A 25,288-nucleotide genomic window follows, 5' to 3' on the forward strand; every position below is an offset into this window, starting at 1 on the left:
TTCGGTTACCGGCTGCCCGCGCTTCCGCATTCACCCATCGCCCTTGCCCGGCATACAATGCTCCAGAGTCGTTAGCGTAAGTGGTGAAAGGAGCGTCATCCTATGCTTACTGGCGTCCGGATCGTCTTCCTGGGCGGGGATGCAAGACAAATTGAAATCATTCGCAAATGCGTAGAAATGGACGCCGGCGTGAGTACGGTCGGATTCGACCTTTGGGAAGGGCAGCTGCCGGGGGCGGCGAAGGCGGAATTGACAGATTCCCTGCTGTCGGAGGCGGATGCATTGGTGCTGCCTGTGGTCGGCTGCGATGATCAGGGCCAGGTCGGAGCCAAGTATTCGTCGGTGCCGCTTCGGATCGGACCGGAGCAGATTGCGGCGCTGCCGGCCCACTGCACGGTATACACGGGAATGGCAAAGCCGTTCCTGCGCAAGCTCTGCCGGGAGCGGGGGCTGCGGCTGACCGAACTGCTGGAGCAGGATGATGTGGCCATCTATAACTCCATTCCGACCGCGGAAGGGGCGCTTGCTATGGTGATCCAGAATACGGATTTTACCATACACGGCTCGGCAGCCGTGGTGCTGGGGATGGGACGTACCGGGTTTACGATGGCGAGAAGCCTTCAAGGCCTTGGAGCGAGGGTGCGGGTTGGAGTCCGCCGGAGAGAGCATTACGCGCGGGCGGAAGAGATGGGCTGGCAGGCGTTCATGACGGAAGACCTCGGACGAAATCTGGCGGATGCGGATCTGGTGTTCAATACGATTCCTTCGATGATTCTGAATGCGCAGATGATTTCCAAGCTGCCGGCGCACGCCTGTGTAATCGACCTGGCTTCTTCGCCGGGCGGCACGGACTTCCGCTATGCCGAGAAGAGAGGCATCCGCGCTCTGCTGGCTCCGGGTCTGCCGGGGATTGTCGCTCCGAAGACCGCCGGCATCATCATGGCGAACGCTCTGGTGGAGTGCATACGCGCGGAGAGCCGCGAACAGGAGGGGTGAGAATACATGAACTGGCACGGGAAAACTGTCGGGTACGCCATTACAGGCTCCCACTGCACCTTTGAGGAAGTCATGCCGCAAATTCAGCGTTTTGTGGATGAGGGAGCCAATGTCGTTCCGATCGTCTCGGCTTCGGTGAAGGGAACGGATACCCGGTTCGGGACGTCGCAAAATTGGCTAAAACAGTTGAAAGATATAACGGGGAATGATATCATTTCTACAATTGTTGAAGCGGAACCGCTGGGCCCGTCGAAGCTTCTGGATGTGCTGACCATTGCGCCCTGCACGGGCAATACGACAAGCAAGCTGGCCAACGCCATGACGGACGGACCTGTCCTGATGGCGGCCAAGTCGCAGATGCGCAACGGGCGTCCGGTTGTACTGGCGATCTCGACCAACGACGGTCTGGGCCTCAACGCGGCGAATATCGCCAAGCTCCTGGTGGCGAAGAATATTTATTTTGTTCCGTTTGGTCAGGATAATCCGCAAGGAAAACCGAACTCGCTGGTGGCCCGGATGGACCTGATTCCGGAAGCTTGTTATGCCGCCCTGTCGGGCGTGCAGCTTCAGCCGATGATCATTGAACGGTTTCATTCAGCATAAATTTGCAGCACGAATGGCAGCAAGAGCCTCCCTGCCGCCCGCTAAGGGTACCGGCAGGGAGACCCCGTTGTTTCGTTTACTTAATGGAGGAATAGTCATGGGCATTTTGGTGCAAAAATTCGGCGGAACGTCGCTGTCGACCCCGCAGGCAAGAGAGCATGTCATCCGTCATGTCAAACGGGAGCTTGCGGCCGGGCACAGCCTGGTCATCGTCGTGTCGGCCATGGGCCGCCGCGGCGAACCGTATGCGACGGACACGCTTCTGGATTGGGCGGTACAGAACGGCAATGCGCTTCCGGAACGGGAGAAGGACCTGCTGATGTGCTGCGGGGAGATTATATCGGCTGCCACGCTGTGCGGATTGCTGGAGAGCGAAGGCGTTCCGTCCACAGTGCTTACCGGCGCGCAAGCCGGTTTTTTAACGGATGCCAGCTTTGGCAATGCCCGGATTCTCGATGTGCGGCCGGAACGGATTCTCCGTGAACTGCGTGCCCAGAAGGTCGTCATTGTCACCGGATTCCAGGGACAGACGGAAGAAGGCGACTTCACGACGCTGGGCCGCGGCGGCAGCGATACCTCGGCGACTGCGCTTGGGGCTGCGCTCCGGGCGGATATGGTCGATATTTATACGGACGTGGACGGCATTCTGACCGCCGATCCCCGAATCGTCGAGGATGCGCGTCCGCTTGGTTTTGTCAGCTATACGGAGATCTGCAATATGGCGTACCAGGGAGCGAAGGTCATTCATCCCAGAGCCGTGGAGATCGCCATGCAGGCGCAGATTCCGGTGCGCGTCCGCTCCACCTTCTCGGAGAGCGAAGGGACGCTGGTTACACAGCCGGAAGCCTTCAAGGACGCCCAGCCAGGCATCGTGGACCGGTTCGTTACCGGCATTGCCTATGTCAACAACATCACCCAGATTTCCGTGGAATGCCCGGACGGGAACGTCTCCGGCGTTCAGCTTCAGATCTTCAAGGCGATGGCCGACAACGGGATCAGCGTCGATTTTATCAACGTGACCCCAACCAGCGCCGTCTATACGGTCTTTGACAACAATTCAGAAAAAGCGATTGCCGCGCTGCAGGAGCTTGGCCTTCGGCCCAAGAGCTTGTCGGGCTGCGTCAAGGTGTCCGTCATCGGAGGGGGCATCAACGGCGTTCCCGGGATCATGGCCCGGATCGTGGAAGCCCTCAGTACGCAGAATATCCAGATTCTGCAATCCGCGGATTCCAACACGACGATCTGGGTGCTCGTGAAGAAGGAAGACATGGTGCAATCGCTGCGCGCGCTGCATTCCAAATTCGAACTACACCGTTAAGGGGAGGAATACAGAGTGGAATTCGGAAGACTGATAACAGCCATGGTGACTCCTTTTAACAAGGAGGGGGAGATTGACTGGGAGGCGACCGCGCGCCTGGTGGACTACCTGATTGAAGAGCAGAAGTCGGAGGGACTTGTCGTCGGGGGAACGACGGGCGAGTCGCCTACGCTGAGCGATGAAGAAAAGCTGGAGATGTTTTCCTTTGTGCTGAAGAAGGCCGCCGGCCGCTGCAAAGTCATAGCGGGCACAGGCAGCAACAGCACGAAACACTCGATCGCCTTAACCAAGCAGGCCGAGCAGCTGGGCGTCGATGCGGCGCTTCTGGTCGTGCCGTATTACAACAAGCCCAATCAGGAAGGGCTCTACCGTCATTTCTCGGCTGTCGCCGCCGAGAGTGATCTGCCGTTGATTCTGTATAATGTTCCGGGCCGGACAGGGGTATGCCTGTCTCCGGAGACCACGGTCCGCCTCTCCCGGGTACCGGGAATCGTGGCCACGAAGGAATGCGCTTCCTGCGACAATGTGGCGCTGATTGCGGCGAACTGCGCTGACGGGTTCCACGTGTATTCGGGGGACGACGCGGCTGGGCTGCCGATGCTGGCTGTAGGCGCGCACGGCATTATCAGCGTCGCCAGCCATATCGCCGGAGCCCAGATGTCCGCCATGATCCAATCCTTCATATCGGGGGATATCGCGTCGGCGGGCCGGGTTCACCGGGAGCTGTTCCCGCTGTTCAAGGGCTTGTTCGAATGTCCCCAGCCGCTGCCGAACCCTTCCGCCGTCAAGTATGCGCTTGAGCTGCGCGGCGTGACGGTGGGTTCCGTCCGTCTTCCTCTGGTGGACCCCAGCGAAGCGGAAGCCGAATTCATCCGTCAACTCCTTCAATAGAACGCCCGGACGTCCGGTAAATTCGGTGAACCGGAATGTTATAGAGGCCGCCTTCCTTCCCGAAGGCGGCCTCTTCGCGCCTAAATAAAGAGAGACAATTGCGGATAAAATAGCGGAGAGAAGGTCCTGACTTGTCTTTTGTTAAATTTATCATGTATAATGGATGCAAGTGACTGGGTGCGGTTAATTAAAAATGCAGTGATTTTCTGTCATGCGACACGGCATGACTGGACACGGTGAGAGCCTATCGGGCCGATTTGCGCCCGAAACCGGAAGTGTATGGGCCGGGTTCGGCGTCAGGCTTGACATCAGCGTCCGCTTTGAAGAATGGAGATCGCTTTCCTTGGAACAAGGGGGCTTTCGTTGTTGTATCTTTTTTCGGAGTTTCGGACGGCATTCGCCCGTGTCTGAAGGGAAATCAGCAGTTTCAATGATGTGTTCAGCGCTGCCTGGATTGTGGAAGCCATGAAACAACCATATATTTTGCGTCCAAATTTACTAGGAGGGTTAGATTCATTTGTCCAAAAAAAACAACAATGATAAACTTACGATCTTCGCATTAGGCGGAGTCGGCGAAATCGGGAAGAACATGTACGTCGTCCAATACGGCAACGACATCGTCGTCGTGGACGCCGGGCTTAAATTCCCCGAAGAGGACATGCTCGGTATCGACATCGTTATTCCGGACATTTCGTACTTGACGGAGAACCGCGATAAGGTGCGCGGCATTCTGCTGACGCACGGCCACGAAGACCATATCGGCGGATTGCCTTATGTGCTCAAGCATCTGAACGTTCCGGTCTACGGAACGAAGCTGACGCTGGGTCTGGTGGAGAACAAGCTGAAGGAAGCGAATATGCTCGGCGAGACGAAGCGCATTCTCATCCATGAGGATTCGGTCGTGAAGCTGGGGAACACCCTGGTGGCAACCTTCTTCCGGACGAACCACAGTATTCCGGATTCTGTCGGCATCTGCATCGAGACGCCCGAAGGCAACGTCGTTCACACCGGCGACTTCAAGTTCGACCACACGCCGGTCAACGGACAATATGCCAACCTGCACCGGATGGCCGAGATTGGACAGAAGGGCGTGCTTGCCCTGATGTCCGACAGCACCAATGCCGAGAAGCCGGGCTTCACGCCTTCGGAGAAGAATGTGGGCGTTGTGCTGGAAGATATCTTCCGCAAGGCCGACCAGCGCGTCGTGGTGGCGACCTTCGCTTCCAACGTGCACCGCATTCAGCAGGTTGTCAATGCCGCTGAACAGACCGGCCGCAAGATCACGGTCATCGGCCGGAGCATGGTCAACGTAGTGTCGATCGCTTCCGAGCTGGGTTATCTGCATCTGCCGGACGGCATGCTGATTGAACCGGAAGAGATGAACCGCATGGCCGCCAACCGCGTTGTCGTGCTCTGCACAGGCAGCCAGGGCGAGCCGATGTCGGCCCTTACCCGGATGGCCCGTTCCAGCCACCGCAAGGTGGACATTCTGCCGGGCGATACGGTCATCATCGCCGCCACACCGGTTCCGGGCAATGAGAAGTATGTCGGCCGGACGATCGACGAACTGTTCCGCCTGGGCGCCAACGTTATTTACAGCGGCTCCAATTCCGGCGTGCACGTCTCCGGTCACGGCAGCCAGGAAGAGCTCAAGCTGATGCTCAACCTGATGAAGCCGAAGTTCTTTATTCCGATCCATGGCGAATACCGGATGCAGCGCAGACATTCCCTGCTGGCGGAATCCGTCGGCGTGGATCCCGACAATATCTTTATTACCGAGATCGGCGAAATGGTCGAAATCCAGAACGGTTCGGCCCGCCGCGCCGGCAAGGTGACTTCCGGCAATGTGCTGATTGACGGTCTTGGCGTAGGCGACGTCGGCAATATCGTTCTCCGCGACCGCAAGCTGCTGTCCCAGGACGGCATCCTCGTTGTCGTCGTTACGCTGAGCAAGCAGAACGGCGCTATCGTATCCGGTCCGGACATCATTTCCCGCGGCTTCGTGTATGTGCGCGAGTCGGAAGGCCTCCTCGATGAAGCCAACCGCATCGTATCCAGTACACTGCAGCGCCTGATGAGCGAGAAGGTCAACGAGTGGGCTTCGCTCAAGACCAGCGTTAAGGATTCCCTGGGCCGGTTCCTCTTTGAACAGACCCGCCGCAGACCGATGATCCTTCCGATCATCATGGAAGTCTAAGGGGCCTTCAAGGACTCTATCTGAATAACGGTTAAGATCAGGGCCCTTCCTCCGGAAAATGGACGCTTTCCGGCGGGGAGGGCCTTTGTGTGTCGGTTCCGCCTGTCTGCCGCGTACTACCCTTCAGACCGCGTGCATAGACCCTCTTGGTCTATAGTCATACTAACCCCGAGAACGCAATGGAGAAGGAGTGGGTTCAGATGACGGACAACCGTGCCGCAGACAGCGGCAACGCCCGGCGCTACCTTGCCGAGGAGCCGGCCCCCGCGCCGGAGGGACCCGGCCCCGGCTTAGTGCCGGGAGCGATTCCGCAAGTTTCGGTTCCCGGCCCGGCCGGAGCCGTGCGGGAATTTGGACAGAACGCCGTGCTCGGAGGCGAGCCGGATATTTTTTGCATGACGATCATCGGGCAGATTGAAGGTCACTTCGTACTGCCTCCGCAGAACAAGACGACGAAGTATGAGCATATTATCCCGCAGCTGGTGGCAGCGGAGCAGAGCAAGACGGTTCAGGGCATACTGCTGATCCTCAACACGGTGGGCGGGGATGTCGAGGCGGGGCTGGCGATTGCGGAGATGATTGCTTCGCTGTCGAAACCGACGGTAACGGTTGTAGTGGGGGGAGGCCACAGCATCGGGGTGCCGATTGCCGTAGCTTCCACCTATTCCATTATTGCCGAGAGCGCCACGATGACGATTCATCCCATCCGGATGAACGGGCTTGTGATCGGAGTTCCGCAGACGTTTGAATACCTGGAGAAAATGCAGGAGCGGGTGGTGCGGTTCGTGACTTCGCACTCGCGGATCAGCGAGGAGGTCTTCAAAGATCTGATGTTCAAGACGGGAGAGCTGAACCGGGATATCGGAACGGCGGTGGGCGGCTATGATGCCGTGAAATTCGGACTGATGGATGAAGTCGGGGGAATCGGCCAGGCGCTGGCGAAGCTGAACGCGATGATTGCTTCAAACCAAGCGGCCGACGCGGCAATGCCCGAAGGGAGGCTGACGCAATGACGCTGTATACCGTCGCCAGCATGGATCTGGTCTGGGAGGGCGCGCTTGCGCCCGGTACGCCTCTTTGCGAGCTGAAGATCGGAGGGATGCTGATGGAGGCGGAGCCCCTGCCCGAAGGACAATACCGGATTGTCCGCCTGCTCGCCGGACCGCTGAACCTGTATCTGGACAGCCGGTTCGCGCCGGGCTCCGTCATTGGTTCAAGCCTCGGATAGCCGAGCCCGGACAAGCGGGAAATAGCGACCCGAGCCGCCTCTTTCCGACAAAAGAGAACATAGGTACGCCATGCCAAATTGTGCTATAATGATAGCTCGGGGGTGGCTGGCGTGGCTAAACGGAAGAAACGCAAAAAGAAAAAACAGGCGCTGCTCGGCAGCTTCTTGAAATATGAAATTTATGGAATTATTCTGATTACCTTGTCCGTCATCGCGCTGTCGGGCGAAGCGGCGGTCGGCCGTTCCCTGTCCAATCTTTCCGGGTATTTGCTGGGGCGGTTCTATTTTGCGCTGCCGCTGGCCGGGATCTGGTACGGACTGATGGTCATGATTCACCGCAGATGGCCGTCCTCCTGGAGCAGCAGGCTGACGGGCGTTCTGCTTCTGGTCATGGCGCTGACGCTCATGAGCAGCATTTCGGCTATGGAGCACAAGCTTGGACCGATCCATCTGCTTCAGCCGGGACAGGTGCTCGCCCAGACCCAGCGCGATCTGGCCGGAGCCTTGACGCCGGGCGGGGATGAGCACGGAATGTACATGCTGGGCAAAGACATCAGCGGCGGCTATGTCGGCGCCCTGCAATTTGCAGTGCTGCTGTGGCTGTTCGGTACCCTCGGAGCCAAGCTGCTGATGATCGTCATGCTGGCGATCAGCTTCATGCTGATTACGAATTTGTCCTATGTGGAGCTGGCTGTGCTGCTCCGCACTCGGGCGGTCAAGCTTGCCGAGAACCTGCGCCAGCGTTCCGCCAACCGTCCCAAGGCGGTGCCCGCAGCTCCTCGGACGGGTGGGCGCAAGCCGGCCGCTGCCGCTATGCCGGCGGTTGCCGTGCCGCAGGACGAGGAGCATGAAGAACCGCCGATTGCAAGCCCGGGACGCTCGGGAGCGGCGCTTCTGAAGCGCCTGAACATTCGGGCCCGTTCCGAAGAACGGGAAACGGCCGGGGAACCGCAGCAGACGGAGAGAGAGGCGGCCGCAGGCAGCGGGCCGATTCTGTCGGGATTTACCGAGCCGGCCGATTGGAGAAGCCTGGCCGATGAAGAGGACCCCGAGGACCTGGACGACGAGGCGATGGAAGTGACCCCAATCATCCGGGACTTCTTCGAGCACATCCGAAGCGAAGGGTTGAGCCGGGAGGACCGGGAAGAGTGGTCGGAATTCTCTCCGACTGCCCGAATCGACGGCCTGAAGCACTCCGCCCGCCTGTCGGAACAGAGCGGCGAAGGAGATCCGGCGGAAGCGGCTGCCTTGATGGCCCGGGCGGCAGCCGACGCCGGAATCCCGGACGGGGCAGAAGGTTTGCCGGGGGACCCTCCGGCTGCGCCGGGGGAGGAAAGGGAAGCTGTCGCTTCGCCTCCGCCTCCGCCGCCTAAACCTTATAAGCTGCCGCCGTTCCGGCTGCTCTCCAAGCCAAGCGGCGCCGGCAAGGGCGGCGATCAGAACGACTACATGCAGACGGCCCGGAAGCTTGAAGCGACGCTCGAGAGCTTCGGGGTGCGCGCGAAGGTGCTGGAAGTGGTCCGCGGCCCTGCGGTGACCCGGTACGAGATTCAGCCGGATATCGGCGTCAAGGTCAGCCGGATCGTCAGTCTGACCGACGATATCGCCCTCGCGCTGGCCGCCAAGGATATCCGGATGGAAGCGCCGATTCCCGGCAAATCGGCCATCGGCATCGAAGTGCCGAATCCTGAAGTATCGCTGGTCACTATGCGCGAGGTCATGGAGACGCAGACGTTCCAGGACGCGGAATCGAAGCTGACCATTGCCTTCGGCCGGGATATTTCCGGGCAGACGATCATCGGGAATCTGGCCCGTATGCCCCATCTGCTTGTGGCGGGGGCAACGGGCTCGGGTAAATCGGTCTGCATCAACGGGATTATTACCAGCATTCTGTACAAGGCGAAGCCCAATGAAGTCAAGTTTCTGATGGTCGATCCGAAGATGGTCGAGCTGAATGTATACAACGGCATACCTCATTTGATGGCGCCCGTTGTAACGGATCCGAAGCGCGCCAGTCTGGCGCTGAAGAAGATTGTCGTCGAGATGGAGAAGCGCTACGAGCTGTTCTCGAAGTCGGGCACCCGGAATGTCGAGGGCTACAATGCGCTGATGAAGGATAACCCGGCTGCGGTTCTGCCTTATATTGTGGTCATCGTCGATGAGCTTGCCGATCTGATGATGGTCGCTGCGGGAGATGTAGAGGATGCGATCTGTCGGCTGGCCCAGATGGCCCGCGCCGCAGGCATCCACCTGATCATCGCTACGCAGCGTCCTTCGGTGGACGTCATTACCGGCGTAATCAAGGCGAATATCCCGTCCCGCATCGCGTTCGGCGTGTCCTCCCAGGTGGACTCGCGGACCATCCTCGATATGGCGGGCGCCGAGAAGCTGCTGGGCCGCGGAGACATGCTGTTCATGCCGATGGGTTCTTCGAAGCCGATTCGCGTTCAGGGCGCCTTCATGAGCGACGGCGAAGTGGAAGCGATCGTGCAGTATGTGAGCAGCCAGGGAGAGGCGCAGTACGACGAATCGCTCGTGCCTGAAGTGGACGAGTCCGGCGACAGCCCGGACGAGCCGCAGGATGAGCTGTACGATCAGGCGGTCCAGATTGTGCTGGAGGCGAAGCAGGCCTCGGTCTCGCTGCTGCAGCGGCGGATGCGCGTCGGGTATACCCGGGCCGCCCGTCTGATTGATTCGATGGAAGCCCGGGGCGTCATCGGCCCCTATGAGGGCAGCAAACCGCGCGAGGTGCTGGTCTCGCTGGAGCAATACCAGCAGAGCCGAATCAGTTCATAAGTTTTTGCGCTAGGACAGAAGCTGTGTGTGTCAACGGGAGTTCATTTCTCCGCTGGCGCAGCAGCTTTTTTTGGTGCGCGCAATCAGGAAGAGAGAGCCTGCGAAGTCAAGGAGGGGAGAAGCGGGGAGAAGGCTTGAAAAGGACAATGCATAGGAACGGCGCGGCTTCGTCATAATAACTTTAGCCATCCATGCAGAACTTACAAGAGAAAGGTAGAGCGAAGCCAAATGAACAAAACGAAGCTGTGGATCATGGCCGCACTGACTCTTACGCTCGCTGCGGCTCCGCTGACCGGACACTACTACAGAGGAGGCGCGCATCCCGAACGGGACTCCAAGCCATCCCCCGCACTTGCCAGCCAAGAAGGGGTCCTCACCGGGCCGGATGAATTTGGCAATGAGGCCCTTCCTGCCTTCGGAACGGCGCCGCTTCGATACGGTGCTTCCGGTCAGGATATTTACGAATTGCAGGGCCGGTTGAAATACCTCGGCTACTACGACGGCAAGATTGACAGCCAGTTCGGTTCCAAAACGCTGAACTCCGTCAAATGGTTCCAATGGAAATTCGGAATGACAGCCGATGGTATCGTCGGAGCGAAGACGAAGCTGAAATTGTATAACGCAACCAAGGACTGGAAGCCGACTGAACCGAAGACGGCTTCGGGAAATGAAGGTCAGAACGGAACAGCAGGCTCCGGCGGGAACCAGACGAAGAATACGGCGGAGCTGTCCTCCGGCAACACGATGGGCTTGTCGGAGAACGACCTGCGGATCATGGCCAACGCCGTCTACGGCGAAGCGCGCGGGGAGCCTTTTGAAGGCCAGGTTGCCGTTGCTGCGGTTATTCTGAACCGGGTGAAATCCCCGAGCTTCCCGAATACGCCGTCCGGCGTCATCTTCCAGCCGGGCGCCTTCACGGCCGTTGCGGACGGACAGATTTATCTGGAACCGAACGAGCAGGCCCGCAAGGCGGTTCAGCAGGCGCTGAACGGATGGGACCCGACCGGCGGCTGTCTGTATTATTTTAATCCCAAGACGGCAACCTCCAAGTGGATCTGGAGCCGTCCGCAGGTCAAGACGATCGGAGAGCATATTTTCTGCATGTAATTCAGCACCCCTTGCGGAGCAGGCTGCTTCCGGGATAGCCGGAGGAATCCGGCAGCCGACTGAAATGGAGCAACCGGAGCCTCTTCCTCCGGTTGCTTCCTTTGTTTGGAATGGTTTAGAATAAATATTACTTCATAAACATGGTAACAAGCACCTTATCCCGCAGGCATTGACTTCAGAATGCCTCCCCACGAAAAGGAGTTTTGGAATTGACCAATCACACGTTCCAGCATGGTTCCGTCGGCGGACTCCGCCTGCATGTGCTGCCGACCAAGACATTCAAGACCTTCGCCATTTCGCTGTACGCCGGTATTCCGCTGGCGGAAGACACGGTTACGCAGACGGCGCTTATTCCGTTCGTGCTTCGCCGGGGCACGGCCGCTTATCCCGAAACGTCTGAATTCCGGAAGCGGCTGGAGGAGCTCTACGGAGCCGGATTCGGCTTCGATGTCTACAAGCGCGGCGATTATCAGATTGTGCAGTTCCGAATGGACACGATCAACGACGCTTTTGTCTCCAGTCCGAAGAGCCTGCTCGCCGAATCGTTCGAGTTTCTCGGCCAGGTGCTCACGCATCCGCTGCTGGACAACGGCGTATTCCGTTCCGCTTATGTGGCCACAGAGAAAGAGACCGTGCGCAAGAAGCTGGAAGCGATCATCAACGACAAGGCCCGCTATGCGGCTGAACGATGCATTGAAGAGATGTGCAAGGATGAACCTTACCGCTTGTATCCGCTGGGTCAGCGCTCCGATCTTGAACCGGTCACGCCGGAGAGCCTGTACAGCTCCTACCGCAGCTGGCTGGACGGCGCGATTCTGGATCTGTACGTTGTTGGAGATACAACCGCCGAAGAGGTGGAGCGGCTGGCCCGCCAATACTTCTCCTTGGAGCGAAACGCCACGCTTCCGTATGAGTCCCGCGTTCAAATTCCCCAAGCGCGCGAGGTCCAGACCGTGGTGGAGAAGCTCGATGTGGGACAGGGCAAGCTGAACATGGGGCAGCGGACCTCCATCACCTATAAGGACGATGCTTACCCAGCGGCCCTGATGTACAACGGAATCCTGGGCGGATATCCGCATTCCAAGCTGTTCGTGAACGTCCGGGAGAAGGAGAGTCTGGCTTACTATGCTTCCTCCCGTTACGACGGGCACAAAGGAATCGGCACGATCCAGTCGGGTATCGAGATCCCGAATTACGACAAGGCGGTGGATATTATCCGCCGACAGCTTGAAGACATGCGGAACGGAAATATCAGCGATCTGGAACTCAACCAGACCAAAGCGATGATTCGCAACCTGCTGCTGGAAATCCAGGATTCGGCTTTTGAAATGATCTCGTTCGACTTCAACCGCCAGCTGTCCGGCAAGGACCGGACGACCTCGGAACTGATCGATCTGGTGCAGCAGGTGTCGGCGGACGATGTGAAGCAGGCGGCGGACGCGTTCCGGCTGGATACGATCTATTTCCTGACCGGACAGAAGGAGGTTTAACCGATGGAGACTCTACATTATGAACGCCTTCAAGAGACCCTGTACCGCGAAGTGATGGACAACGGGCTTCAAGTCTACGTCCTGCCGAAGCAGGGATTTACGAAGACCTATGCCACGTTTGCAACCAAATACGGTTCCGTGGACAATCATTTCCGGGTAGCGGGGCAGGAGGAAGTAACCGTCCCTGACGGAATCGCCCATTTTCTGGAGCATAAAATGTTCGAGGAACCCGAAGGCGATATCTTCGCCACCTTTGCTTCCAACGGAGCTTCCGCCAATGCGTTTACCAGCTTTGAACAGACGGTGTACCTCTTCTCGGCGACCGAGAAGATTGAGACCAACCTTTCGACGCTGATCGACTTTGTGCAGCGGCCTTATTTTACGGAACAGAACGTGGAGAAGGAGAAGGGCATCATCGGCCAGGAGATCAACATGTATGCCGACAACCCGGACTGGCGCGTCTATTTCGGACTGATCGAAGCGATGTATACGAAGCATCCGGTCCGCATTGACATCGCCGGTACGGTGGATTCCATCTCCACAATTACAAAAGATACGCTCTATACCTGCTACAATGCGTTCTACCATCCGAGCAACATGCTGCTGTTCGTTGTAGGCGGCGTCGATCCCGAAGCGGTCTTCAAGCTGGTGCGGAAGAATCAGAGTGCCAAATCCTACGGCCCGCAGGGCGAAATCGAGCGGATCTTCGAGACGGAACCGGCGGAGGTCGGCCTTAAGCGCAAGGAGTGCAGACTCCCGGTCTCCCTTCCGAAGTGCCTCTTCGGGTTCAAGGAGGCGGAAGCCGGCCTTGACGGCCCGGAAGCGGTGCGCCGCGACCTGATCACCAAGCTGATGCTGGATCTGCTGGTCGGCAGCAGCACCAATCTTTATCAGACGCTCTATGAAGAAGACCTGATCTCCGACAGCTTCGGACACGAATTCAACAGCTCGCCGCAATATGCTTTCTCGGCAATCGGCGGAGACACAAGGGACCCCGATCTGCTGCTTGGCCGGTTCCGCGAGCTGGTAGAGCCAATTCTGGCCTCTGGCTTCCGGGAAGACGATTTCGAGCGGGCGCGGAGCAAAAAAATCGGCTCCTACCTTCGCATGCTGAACTCGCCGGAGAGCATTGCCCATGAATTCACGCGTTACCAGTTCCGTGGAGGAGATCTGTTCGAGGTGCTCCCGACTTATGAATCGATCACGCTTGAGGAAGTCAATGAACGTCTGCGCTCCCATGTGGACTGGAACCGGCTTGCCGTGTCCCTGGTGGTGAGTCCCTGAGATGAGAGAGGAGACCGGGGGAGCCAAATCCCTTCGGGAGATGAACGTGCTGGTCACGGGGGGAAGCGGCGGCATTGGGGGGGCGGTCGCCGAACGGTTCGCTTCAGTCGGAATGGGTGTGGCGATTCACTACATGCAGTCCCATGAAGCGGCGAATGAAGTGGCCCGCCGGTGTCTGGAGCAAGGCGCCCGGGCGATGACCGTCAAGGCGGACTTGAGAGACCGGGTCCAGCTGGAGCGTATGGCGGAGCGGCTGGAGGCCGAAGGGATGCGGCCCGATATTCTGGTGAACAACGCGGGACGGGCGCATTACGGCATGCTGGCGGATTTGACCGATGCGGAATGGGACGATCTGATGGCCGTGAATTTAAAAAGCGCCTTTATGTGCAGCCAGATCTTCATGCGGCACATGGTCTCCCAGCGGTATGGCCGAATTATTAATATTTCGTCGGTGTGGGGAATCTCGGGCGCTTCCTGCGAGGTGGCCTATTCGGCCAGCAAAGGCGGGATGAATGCATTCACGAAGGCTCTGGCCAAGGAACTTGCGCCTTCCGGCGTGACGGTGAACGCCGTCGCTCCGGGAGCCGTGATGACCCGGATGATGGAAGGCTTTGCCGATGAAGAGGTCCGTTCGCTGGAAGAAGAAATTCCTGCGGGACGGCTCGCGTCGCCGGAGGATGTCTCTTCGCTCGTCTATTTCCTCGCGCTGCCGGAATCCGGTTACATTACAGGCCAGGTCATCAGCCCCAACGGGGGCTGGATCACCTGAGAACGTCTTCGGAGAGCTTGGGAACACTCACCAGGCATAACCGGGATGGCGGAAGGACATAGTAAGACTGTTGCTATTAAATCTCATCATGAGGAGGATTTAAGATGTCAACAGAGTCATCCGTTATCAAGAATTTTGATACGTGGAAGAAGTTTCTGGGAGAACGGGTCGTGCAGGCCGAGAAGATGGGAATGAGCGAAGATACCATTTCCAAGCTGGCCTTTGAGATCGGGGAGTTCCTCGATAACAAAGTCGATCCCCAGAACCCTTCCAACCGGGCGATCAAGGAGCTGTGGGACGTCGGCGACGAAGCCGAGCGCCATACCATTGCGTCGCTCATGGTAAGGCTGGCCAAAAAAAACGCGTAGCCTGCCGCAGTGCAAGAAGCTCCCCTTAGCGGGGGCTTTTTACATATGCGGTTTTTCACGGCTTGCCTTTCATTTTCTTTTTATATATCATTAACATGACCCGGACCCGTCAACGGGCTGTCGATTTTTTGCCTTTCCCGGCGGGAGAGGTCGAATCCGGGAACTAGGAAGTTACGGGGTGTAATCGCTTGGAATACAAACAATGGTATCTGGAATACAAGATACATAAGAACCGGCCGGGACTGCTCGGCGACATCGCTTCCATGCTGGGCATGTTGGAAGTCAACATATTGACCATCAACGGGGTGGAGGGCAAGACCCGGGGGATGCTGCTGGAGACCAGCGACGACGAGAAGATCAGCCTTCTGGGCCAGATGCTCAAGAAGGTGGAGAATATAACGGTGACCGCGCTGCGTTCGCCGAGACTGGTGGACCGGCTCGCGGTAAGGCATGGCCGATACATCGACCGGGATTCCGACGATAGGAAGACCTTCCGTTTTACCCGGGATGAACTGGGGCTGCTTGTCGATTTCCTGGGCGAACTGTTCAAGCGGGAGGGCAATCAAGTCATCGGTCTTCGGGGAATGCCGCGCGTCGGCAAGACCGAATCCATTATTGCGGGCAGTGTCTGCGCGATGAAGCGGTGGACGTTTGTGTCCTCGACGCTGCTGCGCCAGACGGTCCGAAGCCAGCTGGCCGAGGACGAGATGAATCCGCATAATGTGTTCATTATTGACGGCATCATCAGCACCATCCGTTCCAGCGAGAAGCACTATCAGCTGCTGGAGGCGATCATGTCGATGCCGAGCACCAAGGTGATCGAGCATCCCGATATTTTTGTGAGAGAATCGAACTACACGTTCGATGATTTTGATATTATTATCGAGCTTCGGAGCACTCCGGGCGAAGAGATTGTGTACGACAACTTTACAGCCAGCTACAGCGACGACCTGTAGGCCGGACGGATAAAAGGAGATGAGAGCATGTCGGAACTTGGCCGGCAGCTGAAGGAAGCGCGACTGCAGAAGGGGATGAGCCTGGACGATGTCCAGGAAGTCACCAAGATCCGCAAGAAATACCTGGAAGCGATTGAAGCCGGAGATTACAAGGCTCTGCCTGGAAGCTTTTATGTCCGGGCGTTCATCAAGACGTATGCGGAGGCGGTCGGAGTCAACCCCGACGAGCTGATGCAGGAGCAGGGAATGGTCCAGCCTCCGGCTGCCGAGCCGTCGACGATGGAGACTGTCATGTCGCAGCGGAGCCGTCGTTCGGAGAGTCAGCGGAGCGTCAAGTGGCTTCCGACGGTGCTGATGTGGGTGTTCCCCGTGTTGATTCTTGCGGTGATCTATATCTATGCCTCGAACTGGGGACATTCCGACAGCGAGAAGACGGACCCTGTTAATTTAACGGAGAGTTCCAAGCTGCCGAGCGCCGCCCCTTCGGCCGGACAGGCCGCAAGCCCGGCGCCTACCCATGCGGGAGCCGGTGCCGATCCTTCGGCTGCGCCGTCGGTTGAGCCTTCCCCGTCGCCGTCTCCATCCCCGTCTCCGGAGGCGGACGGGACAGTCGTTCAAGACCGCAAGTCGGGCAAGACCACCGTCTTCAAAGTGACGGGCAGCGCCCCGCAGGTCGTCATTGACGCCACCGGAGAGAGCTGGCTGGAAGTATACCGGGGAACGAATTCCAAGGGAGAGAAGCTGAATTTCGCCACAACGGCCTCGGGCGATCACTTCACGTATACGCTGGACAGCGCGGGCCTGTACATCAAATCCGGCAATTCGCCGTATACCACCATTACCGTGAACGGACAGACGGTGACGGACGGCAAGACGACCTCGCGAATTTTGCTTGAATTGGACAGCGGCGGGACCGGCACTTCCGCGGACGGCGGTGCAGCCGGCGATGCTGCCGGAACAGAAGCAGGCACGGAACAATCCGGCGATTAAGCCCCGATGCATACCCTTGTGGCAGATGGAGAAACTAACGTTGATTTACAGTTTCTTCACACCAAAGCGAGGTGTATGATCATGACGGTCAGTTGGATCGTAACCGGTCTGGGCATCATTGTCAGCCTGCTCGGTTATTATTTGACCCCGGGGGCCTGGGGCTACGGTATTCTGGGATTCGGCCTGGCCCATATCGTGCTGGGCATTCTGGATATGTTCCGGAACCCTGCCCGCAGCAGATAGGCTGCCTTAAAGGGGCAGGCGCGCCATGCCCCGAGCCGGCGGAAGCCGCAAGGAGAGAGGACCCGCGTTCGCGGGTCTTTTCCATGGGTGGAAGGATAATCCTGCTGCTCCGTTCACGGGTTAGACTTGGATGGAACTTTTTCATATAATAGAGTAGCTGCAAGAAAGTATTGTAAAAAGGACGTGGAAGCATGAGTTCGGAAAGCTCGTTTGATATTGTATCGAAGATGGATATTCAGGAACTGACCAATGCGATTCATCAGACCGAGAAGGAAATTGAGAACCGGTTCGATTTCAAAGGAAGCAAGAGCAGCCTGAAGCTGGAGAAGGACGCCCTTATCATCGCCTCCGACGATGAATACAAGCTGAATGCTGTTATTGACATTTTGCAGTCCAAGATGGTCAAACGGGGAATTACGCTGAAGAATCTGGATTACGGCAAGATCGAGCCTGCATCTCTCGGCACGGTCCGTCAGCGTCTCGGGCTGAAGCAGGGCATCGACCAGGACAATGCCAAGAAGATCAACATCCTGATCCGGGACTCGAAGCTTAAGGTGAAGAGCCAGATTCAAGGTGACCAGATCCGGGTTACGGGCAAGAGCCGCGACGACCTGCAGCAGATTATCGCGCTGCTCCGCAAAGCGGATCTGCCGCTGGATTTGCAGTTCACGAACCTGAAGTGATGGACGCGCCCCGCCGGATGCCAGCTTTCCGATGGCGGGGTGCTTTGCTGTTTGCTTCGACCGTTTAATGGCTAAATTATAAGAGTCCGGGGGAGGAAGATTCGTGAATTTGCCCAACCGCATCACGCTTGCGCGGATATGTCTGATTCCGATCATGATGTTTTTTTTGCTGGTGGATTTTGATTTTTATGCACAGCTGCATTGGGGTTCCTTTGAACTGTCCGTCAATCATTTGATTGCAGCTATATTATTCCTGCTTGCTGCGAGTACGGACGGGATCGACGGCTATATCGCCCGCAAGCACAACCTGGTGACCAATCTGGGCAAGCTGCTGGATCCGCTGGCGGACAAGCTCCTGATTTCGGCCGTCCTGATCTCGCTGGTCGAGCTGGGACGCTGCGATTCGTGGATTGTCATTGTCATTATATTCAGAGAATTCGCGGTGACCGGTCTTCGCCAGATCGCTCTTCTGGAGGGGAAGGTCGTCGCGGCGAGCAAATGGGGCAAGCTCAAAACGATTCTTCAGATCGTGGCGATTTCACTGCTCCTGCTTAACAATTTCCCGTTCCAGTTCATCAGTATTCCGTTTGACGATATAGCCATCTGGGCTGCGGCCATTGTAACGATCATTTCGGGCGTGGACTATTTTGTCAAGAACAAGGAATTGCTGCAGCTGGACAACGCTTGAATACAAATACAGACCCGAAAGGCGCGAGGCGAGGATGAAAGCAGAAATTATTGCAGTCGGAACGGAACTGCTGCTTGGCCAAATTGTGAACAGCAATGCCCGCTTCCTGTCGCTGGAACTGGCGGCGCTCGGTATTGACGTCTATTTCCAGACCGTAGTCGGGGACAACCCGGCGCGTCTGCAGGAAGCGGTGGAGATTGCCCGCGGCCGGGCGGACATCCTGTTGTTCACCGGCGGCATAGGGCCGACCGAGGATGATTTGACCAAAGAGACGCTGGCGGCCGTTCTGGGCCGGGATCTCCATACCGACCGCATTGCCATGGATCAGGTGGAACGCTTCTTCACCGACCGCGGACGCGAGATGACGGAGAACAACCGGAAGCAGGCGCTTATGATCGACGGAGCGACTCCGCTTCCCAACGGGACAGGGCTAGCCGTAGGGCTGGCGCTGGCCGAGAACGGCCGGTTCTATATTGTCCTTCCCGGACCGCCCCGGGAGATGGAGCCGATGTTCACGGAACAGGCGAAGCCTTGGCTGCTGCAGCATGCGCTGACCGATGAAATGCCGCTGTATTCCAAAATGCTGAAGTTCGCCGGGATCGGCGAATCGCAGCTGGAGACCCGTCTGATTGACCTGATTCGCAATCAGACGGACCCGACGATCGCCCCCTATGCCAAAGAGGGCGAAGTGACGATTCGCATCTCCACCAAGGCTCCCGGGGAGCGGGAAGCTATGGAGAAGCTGGGTAAGCTGCAGGACAAGATTCAGGCGCTGCTTCCCGAGCATATGTATGCGGACATTGACGTGCCCTTGGAGAAGATTATCGTCGACTGGATGGCCGATGCGGGACTTACCGTCAGCGCCGCCGAGAGCTGCACCGGAGGGCTGCTGATGAGCAGCATTACGAGCGTTCCGGGCAGCGCCTCGATGTTCCTTGGCGGTGTAGTCTGCTATTCCAACGAAATGAAGCAGAAGCTTCTGAATGTGCCCAAGGATTATCTGGAAGGTCCGGACGCCCCCGGAGCCGTCAGCCGGGAAGTCGCCGAAGTGCTTGCCGAGCAGGTGCGGATGCTGACCGATACCGACTTCGGCTTGTCGATCACGGGAGTGGCGGGTCCGGCCTATTCCGAGCGCAAGCCGGTGGGGCTGGTCTATATCGGCATCGCCGAGCGGGGAGGAAGAACGGAAGTGTTCGAGCTTAACCTGAGCGGTAACCGGGAGACGATCCGCATCCGTTCGGTGAAGTCGATTCTGTACCGGCTGTGGCGCCGGCTGGAGGAGCGCGAGGATGTAGAGACGCCGCTGGGCGGCTCGGATCTCGCTTGATTTTAGTACCTGCATCCTATATAATGGAAGTATACGGAAGGACCGTGGCAATCTATTGTTTGCCGCGGTTTTTCCTTTTTTAAGCCGGCTGACCCCTCCCGCCGGAGGGGCCGTCCGCGCTTGAAGGGGAACAAAAAAAACGAATGTATGTTCGAGAAAATGCTTGGCAAAGGCCTCAAAACAAGGTATTATATATATATAAACAGGGAAAAGGATGTGATCTGATTGTCAGATCGTCGTGCAGCGCTGGAGATGGCGCTTCGTCAAATAGAGAAACAATTCGGTAAGGGTTCGATTATGAAGCTTGGCGAATCCACCCATATGCAAGTGGAGATTGTACCCAGCGGATCGCTGGCTTTGGATATTGCTCTGGGAATCGGCGGAATCCCTAAGGGCCGCATTATAGAAGTATACGGACCGGAATCCTCCGGTAAGACTACGGTTGCGCTGCATGCCATTGCCGAAGTTCAGAAAGCGGGCGGACAGGCCGCCTTCATCGACGCGGAACATGCGCTCGACCCGAGCTATGCAAGCAAGCTTGGCGTCAACATCGACGAACTGCTTCTCTCTCAGCCGGATACCGGCGAACAGGCGCTGGAGATTGCCGAAGCTCTTGTCCGCAGCGGTGCAGTAGATATTATTGTCGTGGACTCGGTAGCAGCCTTGGTGCCGAAGGCGGAGATTGAAGGCGAGATGGGCGACTCCCACGTGGGCCTCCAGGCTCGTCTGATGTCCCAGGCGCTGCGCAAGCTGTCGGGGTCCATCAACAAATCGAAGACCATTGCCATCTTCATTAACCAGCTTCGCGAGAAGATTGGCGTCATGTTCGGCAATCCGGAGACAACGCCGGGCGGCCGCGCCCTGAAATTCTACTCGACCATCCGCCTGGATGTGCGCCGCGTAGAGAGCATTAAGATGGGCAACGACATTGTAGGTAACCGTACGCGAATCAAGGTTGTGAAGAACAAGGTGGCTCCTCCGTTCAAGCAGGCCGACATCGATATTATGTACGGCGAAGGCATTTCGAGAGAGGGCAGCATTATCGATATTGCCACCGAAATGGATGTAGTGAATAAGAGCGGCGCCTGGTACTCTTACGAAGGCGAGCGTCTCGGTCAGGGACGTGAGAATGCCAAGCAGTTCCTGAAAGAACATCAGGATATCGCCTTAGTAATCGAGAACAAGATTCGCGAAGCGAGCAATCTTACTACACTGGTTGCAGCTCCGACGGAAGCGCAGCTGGAAGAAGAGAAGCAGGAAGAGCAGGCACTGCTGGAAATGGAATAAGCGGAATTTAGAGCGGGACGCCCTGTGAAAGAATGCAGGGCGTCTTTTTTGCTACAGCCAATGACAAATTAAGGGAGAGACAATTCACATGGTTATTCAGCTGAATCCCGAACCGGAGGAGGAGAAAGAAGACCCGCTGCTGGCATTCCCGGAACATACGGAATTGGAGATTACCCGGGTAGAGAGAATGAAGAAATCCCGCAGCCGGTATATCATTTATTTTGGAGAGATTGCCGTTCCGATCCACGAAGATATTATGATTAAGTACCGGATGATGTCTGGCCGGAGCTTCGGGAAGACGGAACTGCTGGAGATCATCCAGGCGGATGAACGGCAGCGGGCTTATGCGGAAGGTCTTCGGTATCTGGAGAGCAAGCCGAGAACAGCAGTCGAAATCTCGCGTCGTCTGCGCCAGAAGGAATTCAGCGAGTCTGTGGTGGAAGTAGCGGTCGAACGGCTTACCCGGGAGCGCTTCGTCGACGACCGGCAGTATGCTTCCCGCTGGGCGGAGCAGCGGATTACCGGACACCGCAAGGGCAAGCTCTGGGTGCGTCAGGAACTGAGGGAGAAGGGGATCGAGAAGTCGCTGATTGCGGAGGCGCTTGAAGGAATCAGCGAGGAAGAGGAGTTCGACGGGGCCTTGCAGCTGGGACGCCGGAAGTGGAGTTCCTCCAAGGGAGAGGCAATCGACCGGCGGCGGAAGACGGGCGCATATTTGATGCGGCGGGGGTATTCCGGCGATATCGTGCGCCGGGTGTTGAATGAACTGCGAAAGCTGGAAGCGGAAGAAGGCGAAGAGGAAATTGAAGACTTCTATTGACTTTGAAGCCGTGAACCGCTCTCTTGACAACGTCTTTTTGTAAAGAATAAAATATATCATGAATCGGCATGACCTCAAAAGCCCTTTTTCCTTCCCAAAAAGGGTCTTAAAGGCAATCCGGCTCTTGTCTCCACTTATATGAATGTTAATCGCCGGATTCGGCGGGCTGTGACCATGCGCAACAAGTGTGCAGTATGGCATCCGTTATGGATGGTTCAACGACAGCTGCACAAGTCCCAGGGAATGCCTTGGAGGAACCAACGAGGAGGTGAAACAGATGGCAACTTGGATCTGGATCATCATCGTTCTCGTTGTAGCGACATTATTCTTTGGGTTCGGTTATTTTATTCGCAAATCCCTTGCAGAAGCCAAGATTTCCAGTGCGGAAGAAGCCGCCGCCCTTATCGTGGAGAACGCGAAGAAGGAAGCGGAAGCGCAGAAGAAGGAGACGGTACTGGAAGCGAAGGACGAAGTTCATCGTATCCGTACCGAGGCCGAGAAGGAAACCCGTGAACGTCGGAATGAAATCCAACGTCAGGAAAGACGGTTGCTGCAAAAGGAAGAATCGCTGGATAAAAAAATGGAATCGCTTGAACGAAAAGAAGAACAAGTGGCTAACAAAGAGAAACGAATTGATGAGACCCAGCAACAAATCGATGTCATCTACCGGAATCAGGTCACGGAGCTGGAACGTATCTCCAACCTGACGATGGAAGACGCTAGAAGCATTATTCTCAGCAATGTAGAACAGGAAGTTCGCCACGAAACTGCGCAGATGATCAAGGAGATTGAGCAGCAGGCCAAGGAAGAAGCGGATAAGAAATCCCGCGAGATCATTACATTGGCCATCCAACGCTGCGCCGCCGATCATGTGGCGGAAACAACAGTCTCGGTGGTTACTCTGCCGAACGAAGAGATGAAGGGACGCATTATCGGCCGCGAGGGACGCAACATCCGCGCGCTCGAGACGCTGACCGGAATCGATCTGATTATCGACGATACACCGGAAGCGGTCATTCTGTCGGGATTTGATCCGATTCGCCGCGAAGTAGCCCGTACCGCTCTGGAGAAACTGGTTGCCGATGGACGTATCCATCCGGCCCGGATTGAAGAGATGGTGGACAAATCGCGCAAGGAAGTGGACGAACGAATCCGCGAGTATGGCGAGCAGGCCACCTTCGAGGTAGGCGTGCACGGTTTGCATCCGGATCTGATTAAGATTCTGGGACGTTTGAAATTCCGGACCAGTTACGGCCAGAACGTGCTGAAGCACTCTATGGAAGTGGCTTACTTGACTGGACTTATGGCGGGCGAGCTTGGGGAAGACATCGTGCTGGCTAAACGAGCCGGTCTGTTGCATGATATCGGCAAAGCGCTCGACCATGAGGTGGAAGGCTCGCACGTTGAAATCGGCGTAGAGCTTGCCAAGAAATACAAGGAACATCCGGTCGTTATCAACAGTATCGCTTCTCATCACGGCGATACCGAAGCGACTTCAGTCATCGCCATGCTGGTTGGAGCAGCCGACGCCTTGTCGGCGGCAAGACCGGGAGCTCGGCGCGAGACGCTGGAGACGTATATCAAGCGTCTGGAGAAGCTGGAGGAAATCTCCGAGTCTTTCGAGGGCGTCGAGAAATCGTACGCCATTCAGGCCGGGCGCGAGGTTCGCGTGATGGTGCAGCCTGACAAGATCGACGACGCGGAAGCCTTCAGACTGGCCCGTGACATCACGAAGACCATCGAGAATGAACTGGATTATCCGGGACATATCAAGGTTACGGTAATTCGTGAGACCCGCGCGGTGGAATACGCTAAATAAGGCAGGAAATCCTAAAGTGGCGCCGATCCGGCGCCACTTTTATTGATACGGCAGTCAATCAGAAATCGGAGGAGATTATCATCAAGGTTCTGTTTATCGGAGACATCGTCGGCAATACCGGACGCAAGGCGCTGCGCGAAATGCTGCCGAAGCTGAAATCCAAGTACCAGCCGCATCTTATTATCGCCAACGGCGAGAATGCAGCGGCGGGACGGGGAATCACCTCGGCGATCGCCAACGAGTTTTTTAACTGGGGCATTCACGGCATTACGATGGGCAACCATACCTGGGACAATAAGGACATTTTTGAATTCATTGATGACGAACAGCGCATGGTGCGTCCGGCCAATTTCCCTCCGGGTACACCCGGTCGCGGCTATACGGTCGTCAAGGGGAACGGCAAGCAGCTGGCGATTGTCAATCTTCAGGGCCGCACGTTCCTGCCGGCGATTGACGATCCGTTCCGGATCGGTGAAGAGATTGTGGAGGAGCTGCGCAGAGACCACAAATGCATCCTTGTGGATTTTCATGCAGAAGCGACGTCCGAGAAGATAGCAATGGGCTATTTTATGGACGGCCGCGCTTCCATCGTGGTAGGTACCCACACCCATGTTCAAAGCAACGACGATGTTATTCTTCCAGGAGGAACCGCTTACCTGACGGATGCCGGGATGGTTGGTTCAAGAGAAGGAATATTGGGTATGGAAAAAGATGCAGTACTCTATAAATTTACCACCCAGCTTCCATCCCGATTTACGGTAGATGAGGGGAAATGGCAGCTTCATGGCCTGTATGCGGAACTCGATGAAACCACGGGCAAAGCGGCGAAATTACAGAAAATCCGTATCCTGGAAGATGAATGGGTAATGGATTAGAGAAGGATGGTGGTAGTAGGGCTTTTGGCAGTTTGCCTTAATTATCTGGGAGTAGTGTGATATTTCTAATATCCAACAAGAGTATCTTTAGTACCATTTTTGGCCGGGACATTTGCAAAAAGAAGGAATAGATTCTTCTCTCGCGAATAACATCATACAGTAGTGGCAGGATACTATTTTCTCCCAGGGGAGGTACTTACTATGGATGTATTAAAAGTATCAGCTAAATCCAATCCGAATTCTGTTGCCGGCGCATTGGCGGGCGTTCTTCGCGAACGGGGAGCCGCCGAGCTGCAGGCGATCGGAGCGGGTGCCTTGAACCAAGCCATCAAAGCCGTTGCCATCGCCCGGGGATTCGTTGCGCCTAGCGGCGTCGATCTGATTTGCATTCCTGCTTTTACCGATATTGTGATCGACGGCGAGGACCGTACTGCCATCAAATTGATTGTGGAGCCCAGATAGAGTGTATTCATAGATTGCGAGCAGCGGACCGCAGCCCTGCGCAGGGAGGCGGTCCGCTGCTTTTTTGCTGTTCCGGAAATAGGGACTTGAC

The 25,288-nt window shown here is 56.8% G+C and carries 24 protein-coding genes; all 24 read left to right on the plus strand.

Annotated elements, in window-relative coordinates; all coding sequences use genetic code 11:
* The first annotated feature begins 102 nt into the window (after positions 1-102).
* The 24 genes from dpsA to F4V43_RS05800 all read left to right on the plus strand — a co-directional run bounded on the left by dpsA (position 103) and on the right by F4V43_RS05800 (position 25,197).
* Positions 103-996: a dipicolinate synthase subunit DpsA gene (dpsA, locus tag F4V43_RS05690; protein ID WP_150457274.1), complete on the plus strand. Its 894-nt coding sequence runs from the start codon at positions 103-105 to the stop codon at positions 994-996.
* A gap of 6 nt (positions 997-1,002) precedes the next feature.
* Positions 1,003-1,599 carry a dipicolinate synthase subunit B gene (locus F4V43_RS05695; RefSeq protein WP_150457275.1) on the plus strand — a complete coding sequence of 199 codons (597 nt, stop codon included), beginning with the start codon at positions 1,003-1,005 and terminating at the stop codon, positions 1,597-1,599.
* Between the two features lie 97 nt (positions 1,600-1,696).
* Complete coding sequence (gene dapG / locus F4V43_RS05700; RefSeq protein WP_150457276.1) at positions 1,697-2,917, plus strand: aspartate kinase; 1,221 nt, start codon at positions 1,697-1,699, stop codon at positions 2,915-2,917.
* Between the two features lie 15 nt (positions 2,918-2,932).
* The gene (dapA, locus tag F4V43_RS05705; protein WP_150457277.1) at positions 2,933-3,808 is read left to right on the plus strand and encodes a 4-hydroxy-tetrahydrodipicolinate synthase; all 876 of its coding nucleotides are present in this window, start codon (positions 2,933-2,935) and stop codon (positions 3,806-3,808) included.
* Between the two features lie 517 nt (positions 3,809-4,325).
* Positions 4,326-6,005 (plus strand): ribonuclease J, encoded by a 1,680-nt coding sequence (locus F4V43_RS05710; protein ID WP_150457278.1) that lies wholly within the window; start codon positions 4,326-4,328, stop codon positions 6,003-6,005.
* Between the two features lie 200 nt (positions 6,006-6,205).
* Positions 6,206-7,018 carry a ClpP family protease gene (locus tag F4V43_RS05715; RefSeq protein WP_223879785.1) on the plus strand — a complete coding sequence of 271 codons (813 nt, stop codon included), beginning with the start codon at positions 6,206-6,208 and terminating at the stop codon, positions 7,016-7,018.
* A complete protein-coding gene (locus F4V43_RS05720) occupies positions 7,015-7,233 on the plus strand; it encodes a YlzJ-like family protein (protein WP_150457279.1) in 219 nt (72 codons plus the stop codon). Before F4V43_RS05715 ends, F4V43_RS05720 begins: the two co-directional genes overlap by 4 nt.
* A 111-nt stretch (positions 7,234-7,344) precedes the next feature.
* The gene (locus F4V43_RS05725) at positions 7,345-10,029 is read left to right on the plus strand and encodes an FtsK/SpoIIIE family DNA translocase (RefSeq protein ID WP_150457280.1); all 2,685 of its coding nucleotides are present in this window, start codon (positions 7,345-7,347) and stop codon (positions 10,027-10,029) included.
* Between the two features lie 228 nt (positions 10,030-10,257).
* Positions 10,258-11,136 carry a spore cortex-lytic enzyme gene (sleB, locus tag F4V43_RS05730; protein ID WP_223879786.1) on the plus strand — a complete coding sequence of 293 codons (879 nt, stop codon included), beginning with the start codon at positions 10,258-10,260 and terminating at the stop codon, positions 11,134-11,136.
* Positions 11,137-11,345: 209 nt separating this feature from the next.
* Positions 11,346-12,626: an EF-P 5-aminopentanol modification-associated protein YfmF gene (gene yfmF / locus F4V43_RS05735; protein ID WP_150457281.1), complete on the plus strand. Its 1,281-nt coding sequence runs from the start codon at positions 11,346-11,348 to the stop codon at positions 12,624-12,626.
* Between the two features lie 3 nt (positions 12,627-12,629).
* Positions 12,630-13,910, plus strand: a complete 1,281-nt coding sequence (gene yfmH, locus F4V43_RS05740; RefSeq protein ID WP_150457282.1) for an EF-P 5-aminopentanol modification-associated protein YfmH — start codon at positions 12,630-12,632, stop codon at positions 13,908-13,910.
* A gap of 1 nt (position 13,911) precedes the next feature.
* The gene (gene ymfI, locus F4V43_RS05745; RefSeq protein WP_150457283.1) at positions 13,912-14,679 is read left to right on the plus strand and encodes an elongation factor P 5-aminopentanone reductase; all 768 of its coding nucleotides are present in this window, start codon (positions 13,912-13,914) and stop codon (positions 14,677-14,679) included.
* Positions 14,680-14,783: 104 nt separating this feature from the next.
* Positions 14,784-15,047: a DUF3243 domain-containing protein gene (locus tag F4V43_RS05750; protein ID WP_150457284.1), complete on the plus strand. Its 264-nt coding sequence runs from the start codon at positions 14,784-14,786 to the stop codon at positions 15,045-15,047.
* Between the two features lie 188 nt (positions 15,048-15,235).
* Entirely contained in the window at positions 15,236-16,003 is a 768-nt protein-coding gene (locus F4V43_RS05755; protein WP_150457285.1) for a DUF3388 domain-containing protein, read from the plus strand.
* A 27-nt stretch (positions 16,004-16,030) separates the two neighbouring features.
* On the plus strand, positions 16,031-16,993 hold the full coding sequence (locus tag F4V43_RS05760; protein WP_150457286.1) for a helix-turn-helix domain-containing protein: 963 nt from the start codon (positions 16,031-16,033) through the stop codon (positions 16,991-16,993).
* Positions 16,994-17,074: 81 nt separating this feature from the next.
* Positions 17,075-17,236: a hypothetical protein gene (locus tag F4V43_RS19665; protein ID WP_191089487.1), complete on the plus strand. Its 162-nt coding sequence runs from the start codon at positions 17,075-17,077 to the stop codon at positions 17,234-17,236.
* Between the two features lie 191 nt (positions 17,237-17,427).
* Complete coding sequence (locus F4V43_RS05765; RefSeq protein ID WP_150457287.1) at positions 17,428-17,919, plus strand: YajQ family cyclic di-GMP-binding protein; 492 nt, start codon at positions 17,428-17,430, stop codon at positions 17,917-17,919.
* A 103-nt stretch (positions 17,920-18,022) separates the two neighbouring features.
* The gene (gene pgsA / locus F4V43_RS05770; RefSeq protein ID WP_150457288.1) at positions 18,023-18,607 is read left to right on the plus strand and encodes a CDP-diacylglycerol--glycerol-3-phosphate 3-phosphatidyltransferase; all 585 of its coding nucleotides are present in this window, start codon (positions 18,023-18,025) and stop codon (positions 18,605-18,607) included.
* A gap of 34 nt (positions 18,608-18,641) precedes the next feature.
* Complete coding sequence (locus tag F4V43_RS05775; RefSeq protein WP_150457289.1) at positions 18,642-19,934, plus strand: competence/damage-inducible protein A; 1,293 nt, start codon at positions 18,642-18,644, stop codon at positions 19,932-19,934.
* A gap of 225 nt (positions 19,935-20,159) precedes the next feature.
* A complete protein-coding gene (gene recA / locus F4V43_RS05780) occupies positions 20,160-21,221 on the plus strand; it encodes a recombinase RecA (protein ID WP_150457290.1) in 1,062 nt (353 codons plus the stop codon).
* 88 nt (positions 21,222-21,309) lie between these two features.
* Positions 21,310-22,041 carry a regulatory protein RecX gene (locus F4V43_RS05785; RefSeq protein WP_150457291.1) on the plus strand — a complete coding sequence of 244 codons (732 nt, stop codon included), beginning with the start codon at positions 21,310-21,312 and terminating at the stop codon, positions 22,039-22,041.
* 277 nt (positions 22,042-22,318) lie between these two features.
* Positions 22,319-23,860: a ribonuclease Y gene (gene rny / locus F4V43_RS05790; protein WP_150457292.1), complete on the plus strand. Its 1,542-nt coding sequence runs from the start codon at positions 22,319-22,321 to the stop codon at positions 23,858-23,860.
* Between the two features lie 80 nt (positions 23,861-23,940).
* A complete protein-coding gene (locus tag F4V43_RS05795) occupies positions 23,941-24,735 on the plus strand; it encodes a TIGR00282 family metallophosphoesterase (protein WP_150457293.1) in 795 nt (264 codons plus the stop codon).
* Between the two features lie 201 nt (positions 24,736-24,936).
* The gene (locus F4V43_RS05800) at positions 24,937-25,197 is read left to right on the plus strand and encodes a stage V sporulation protein S (RefSeq protein ID WP_025335291.1); all 261 of its coding nucleotides are present in this window, start codon (positions 24,937-24,939) and stop codon (positions 25,195-25,197) included.
* The last annotated feature ends 91 nt before the right edge of the window (positions 25,198-25,288 follow it).

The sequence above is a fragment of the Paenibacillus spiritus genome, from assembly GCF_008710135.1.
GTDB classification, from domain to species: Bacteria; Bacillota; Bacilli; order Paenibacillales; family Paenibacillaceae; genus Paenibacillus_AQ; species Paenibacillus_AQ glufosinatiresistens.

What these genes read in the sequence shown, in the direction of transcription:
- F4V43_RS05765 (WP_150457287.1), top strand. Translation starts at nt 17,428, where the DNA reads ATGAGTTCGGAAAGCTCGTTTGATATTGTATCGAAGATGGATATTCAG.
- F4V43_RS05750 (WP_150457284.1), top strand. Translation starts at nt 14,784, where the DNA reads ATGTCAACAGAGTCATCCGTTATCAAGAATTTTGATACGTGGAAGAAG.
- F4V43_RS19665 (WP_191089487.1), top strand. Translation starts at nt 17,075, where the DNA reads ATGACGGTCAGTTGGATCGTAACCGGTCTGGGCATCATTGTCAGCCTG.
- dpsA (WP_150457274.1), top strand. Translation starts at nt 103, where the DNA reads ATGCTTACTGGCGTCCGGATCGTCTTCCTGGGCGGGGATGCAAGACAA.
- F4V43_RS05695 (WP_150457275.1), top strand. Translation starts at nt 1,003, where the DNA reads ATGAACTGGCACGGGAAAACTGTCGGGTACGCCATTACAGGCTCCCAC.
- ymfI (WP_150457283.1), top strand. Translation starts at nt 13,912, where the DNA reads ATGAGAGAGGAGACCGGGGGAGCCAAATCCCTTCGGGAGATGAACGTG.
- sleB (WP_223879786.1), top strand. Translation starts at nt 10,258, where the DNA reads ATGAACAAAACGAAGCTGTGGATCATGGCCGCACTGACTCTTACGCTC.
- F4V43_RS05775 (WP_150457289.1), top strand. Translation starts at nt 18,642, where the DNA reads ATGAAAGCAGAAATTATTGCAGTCGGAACGGAACTGCTGCTTGGCCAA.
- F4V43_RS05785 (WP_150457291.1), top strand. Translation starts at nt 21,310, where the DNA reads ATGGTTATTCAGCTGAATCCCGAACCGGAGGAGGAGAAAGAAGACCCG.
- dapG (WP_150457276.1), top strand. Translation starts at nt 1,697, where the DNA reads ATGGGCATTTTGGTGCAAAAATTCGGCGGAACGTCGCTGTCGACCCCG.
- F4V43_RS05715 (WP_223879785.1), top strand. Translation starts at nt 6,206, where the DNA reads ATGACGGACAACCGTGCCGCAGACAGCGGCAACGCCCGGCGCTACCTT.
- yfmH (WP_150457282.1), top strand. Translation starts at nt 12,630, where the DNA reads ATGGAGACTCTACATTATGAACGCCTTCAAGAGACCCTGTACCGCGAA.
- rny (WP_150457292.1), top strand. Translation starts at nt 22,319, where the DNA reads ATGGCAACTTGGATCTGGATCATCATCGTTCTCGTTGTAGCGACATTA.
- F4V43_RS05720 (WP_150457279.1), top strand. Translation starts at nt 7,015, where the DNA reads ATGACGCTGTATACCGTCGCCAGCATGGATCTGGTCTGGGAGGGCGCG.
- F4V43_RS05760 (WP_150457286.1), top strand. Translation starts at nt 16,031, where the DNA reads ATGTCGGAACTTGGCCGGCAGCTGAAGGAAGCGCGACTGCAGAAGGGG.
- F4V43_RS05800 (WP_025335291.1), top strand. Translation starts at nt 24,937, where the DNA reads ATGGATGTATTAAAAGTATCAGCTAAATCCAATCCGAATTCTGTTGCC.